The following is a 4,357-nucleotide window of genomic DNA, read 5'->3' as shown; positions in this document are numbered from 1 at the left end:
CTAAAGAATTCTGACTATCAGCCAACTTACTTAAAGCTAGCGTTAAGTAAATTGCTACTACCTTTTTAAACTGACAAGCCTTGTCTTCATCGCCAAGTACTCTTGCATAATCTTCAAAAGCACGCTCGGATACATCCGAAATTAGCGCGCTGATAGTAGTCAACGCCACTAATTGTCTATCCGTAAATAATTGTTCAATTCTTGTCAAACCGTATGAAAGGGTTCCCATGTATTGAGAATGGTCTGCTAATGGCATTGACTGGATATTTAAAGAGTCTCGTTCAACTGATGTGATTGATTTTTCAATAAAGACATCAGGAAGCAGATCTACACCAACAAAATACCGTCTTCTTTTCCAAGTAACGACTATACAAGTAGGTATATTCGTTATATTCCCAGACGTGCCTTGCCCCTTGATATAGTCAGGTGGAATGAGAGTATCAGAAAATAGGCATTTGAAATTTGCGCCGCGACCGGCTTTCGTTCCAGTAGCTGCTAGCTTGAACTGTTCATCACAGCCATATTTGACTTCAAAAGAAAGTCCTTTATCTGAAATCTTAGGTGACAAATACGCTTCTTGTCCTTTCTTCGTGGACAGCTGCAAACTTGTACAAAGAGGAGTGAAGCTTGCGTTAAAGGCAGGGTTCGGACTTTTAACCGCTCTTGCGTATAAATATGCATTTGGCGCCAATTCCTGTCCGATCGCTGACTTTAAGCCAGGAACAGCCTTAGCAATGGCATCTGTAACTTCTAACTTGGGATAGTAATGTGACAGTTTCTCATAAGCCTTGTTTCGCAGTAGACGACCATAGCGTTTTATATCTACAGCCAAACCCTCTAGGCTTTCATAATCCCCCAACTTCTTCTGAGTATCATCATATTCATCACTGGCAACAGGCTGATGTCCAACAAAGCCCGAAGGAAGTTCAATCAGTGCTTTATTGATAGTAAGTGGCAAAGGGTTGAGATCAGAAGCAAATGCGTCCATACCTAACCGTTTTGCTTCCAACGGTATTGTGCCCCCCCCTGCAAAAGGATCATGAAAACCTGGCAGTTTTTCAGGGTTAAATAGCTCATCAGCTTGAGGGTGTTTCTTGTTTAACTCACAGGTAAAACGCCAGCTCTCTTTGATAGCTTCGCGAGCTCGATTTAGCACCTCTTCGTTATTGGTATTTTCCCACTTAACCAGTTCACGAATAATGTCAAAAAGGTTTTCGCGCTCTTTCTGAATTTTCAGCTTTGTTTCACGCAGGCGCTTGTCGCCTTGAACTGTCTCTGATGGGTCATTGACCATTTGTGCAAAAATGACGGCTCGCGCAGCAGCCAAAGGACGGCGCGCCCACCACAAGTGCAAGGTGCTTGGATGGCCGTGACGGATAGATTTCTCGCGTGCTGCAGCTGCGTTGATATCATCGAGTGGTAAAGCCACTTCAATTAATTTTTTAGGACTGATAACTTTTGTCATAGTGACTTCTTATACTGTTTTCTCAGGCGGAACTGCTTTAGACAGCAGGTCACTGAGATCATAATTAATACTGGCAACACCAAAGTCTGGCTCGAGAGTGAACGGCGTTTTAACGTAGTACGGCCCTTCAAACTCTTCTCCATCGACAATGACTATGGCAAGAATAAATTTGTCGGCTTGGTTTAAGCCATAGATGATTTCATTTCGGCTAACAGTAATGGTACTTTGGCCTTTTGCTCGGCCTTTCACTTCAATGTGGCGATCATTACATATAGAGCCGTCTGCATTAATAGGAGGACGAGAGGTCACATCCCAACCACATTTCTCCGCGCCAACATCTTTTACTTCAAACCCAAAACTTCGCTCCACATCCATAACAGCATTCATCGCGATGCGTTCCACTCGAGAGCGGGCTTCAGCATCAACACTGAATTGGGTTTCACCTTTACGGTATGCGAGCAATCCTTGAGGAATGACTAATGCTCCTCCCATCACAACTGGCGTGCTAGAAACGACGTTTTTAAGCGCTTCCAACTCAGTTTTGCGCTGTTGCAACCTAGCTGTTAGCTCATCAACTCGCCGACGCGCCATTTCCGGCTGCATTCGTGGTTGTTTACCTGCATTCAGATCATCTTGGAGTTTGATATAGCGGTCAGACCAATAGTTAATTTCTTTAACCAATCTATCGTTAACCGCAGCAAGCGTTTTATTCGATTGGCGTTCGCGACGATCTTTCACTTCAGCATAATGCTCTGGCACCAGCTCTTGTGATGCATGGTTTAACGCGAGAGCTTCCAAGTTATTGTTCAGCCACGGAGAGTTTAGCACATCGCTAACCAACTTTAAGTCATAAGCATCTATCGGTTGTAGATCCAAATGAGGTGCCCAGCCCGCATTAATCGCATTGCTTTTCTCATCGATTTCAACGAATTGTAATCGGCGTGACGCGACATCAGAGGTGCCTCCCCCCTCTCGAACAGTGTGGTCAACCATGAAAAGTACTTTGGGCTCAATGCTATCGTCATTTGGATCAACCAATACTGCACCTTGCTTAAGCTTTGCACGGTGTGCTTCAAGCACTAAGTCTGTTGATGCATGCATTAATGGATGCGATGGGTGAATAAGATCCGCCATTGGCTTACCTTGCTGACGAACATTCTGTTTTTCAAAGCAAATACGCTCGTACTTTCGCAACACAGGCGTTCGTGTTTCACCTATCACTCGGTCACGCTCTCGAATAGCTGCGGGAACATGGCGCACTTCATAGCGTCCAGCCTCTCGACTGCGCAATTCACCACCGAGCGTTTGAAATGCTTCTGTAAAAAAGGCGCGAATAAAGTACGGCTGAAGCTTTCTAGCCTCTGCCTTTTCCATCTCCTCTTTTACGGCATAGAGCTCTTCTAGCCCCATATGCTGCTCGACCAAAGCATTGCGACGTAGAATCTCTTTCAAGTGTTCTGCATCTAATGCACCATCGATCACTTCATTCATTTTGGCTTTGACCTCGGGAGATTCGCCATAGCGAATAGCATCCACCAATAGGTCCTTCAGAGAAACATTGTCAAAGGCCTCGCCGAGCACATCGAAGACTTTACCTCCCAATGCTTCTTTCTCGATTTCAATCTTGTCGAAAAGCTTTTTAAATACTTCGCCTTCACGCGTCTCTGCCGCAACTATGTTCCAAAGGTGACAGACTTCCGTTTGACCAATACGGTGTATGCGACCAAAACGCTGTTCTAATCGATTTGGATTCCATGGCAAGTCATAGTTGACCATGAGGTTGGCATTCTGAAGGTTTACACCTTCACCAGCCGCATCGGTTGCAATGAGCACGATCACTTCAGGGTCATTGCGGAACTCTTCCTGCACCTTGCGTCGCTCGTCACGGTTGGTACCACCGTAAATAGTGCGAACGGCATTTTCGTTACCCAACATATCGCCGATGCGTTTCACCAAGTAATTAAGGGTGTCTTTATGTTCGGTAAAAATAAGCAGTTTTCTACGGGCACCACTAACCGTGAACATCTCTGGCTTATCTTGCAGCAGGTAGGAAAGCTCTTCCCACTTTTTATCATTGCCTGATTGAACCACTGAGAGAGCCTGGTATTCAAGGTCTTTCAAAATCAGAATTTCAGCCTCAAGTTCAGGAATTGTCTCTGCAGCGGTGGCTTGATCGACAACTTGTTCCGCTAGAATCTCGTACTCTTCTGCACTCAGATCCTCATCGAGCTCATCAAAGTTATCCGGGATATCAATTCTTTTTTTGACGCTGTACTCACCAAACGTTTCTGCAACGCCGTCTTTCCTAACCGTTTGGCCACGCGCCATCAGTTTGGTTTCTTCAAGACGAGCTTCTAGGCGCTTACGGCGGCGCTTCAGAGATTGATAGATAGCTTCAGGACTAGACGCGAGTCTTCGCTGTAGCATGGTCAACGCGAAGCCAACGTTGTTCTTCTTTTTACTCTCAAGCTTGTCAGCACGGTTCATCTCTTCGCGAACATAAGTGGTAACTTGTTCGTAAAGCGATGCTTCCATTGGGGAAAGCTCATAGTTAGCTGTATAGGCGCGTCGCTCAGGGAACAGTGGTGTGCCATCGAACTTGAGCAGCTCTTCTTTCACCATACGTCGCATCATGTCAGAGACGTCGACTTTATGTGCGCCTTCACGAAACTTGCCATAGAATCGGTCGCCATCTAACAATGACAGCCAAATCTGAAAGTCTTCTTCTTTACCGTTATGTGGTGTTGCTGTCATCAACAAGAAGTGTCGAGTGATCGATCCCAGCAGCTCACCCAACTGAAAACGCTTGGTTTTATTAATTTTTGTGCCGAAGTAGCTGGCAGATAATTTGTGAGCCTCATCCACGATAATGAGATCCCACTCTGTGTTCTT

General features: G+C 45.4%; 2 protein-coding genes. Both read right to left on the bottom strand.

The genetic code is table 11. The annotated features are described in order from the left end of the window. On the bottom strand, positions 1-1,465 hold a 1,465-nt coding region (locus tag L977_RS20890), incomplete at its 3' end, for a DUF1156 domain-containing protein (protein ID WP_047626859.1). Between the two features lie 9 nt (positions 1,466-1,474). After that, a partial coding sequence (locus L977_RS20885) for a helicase-related protein (protein WP_047626858.1) occupies positions 1,475-4,357 on the bottom strand: 2,883 nt, incomplete at its 5' end.

The organism is Enterobacter sp. ZOR0014, from assembly GCF_000798855.1.
Lineage (GTDB): Bacteria > Pseudomonadota > Gammaproteobacteria > Enterobacterales > Enterobacteriaceae > Enterobacter > Enterobacter kobei.
This window is presented reverse-complemented; position numbering and strand designations above follow the sequence as displayed.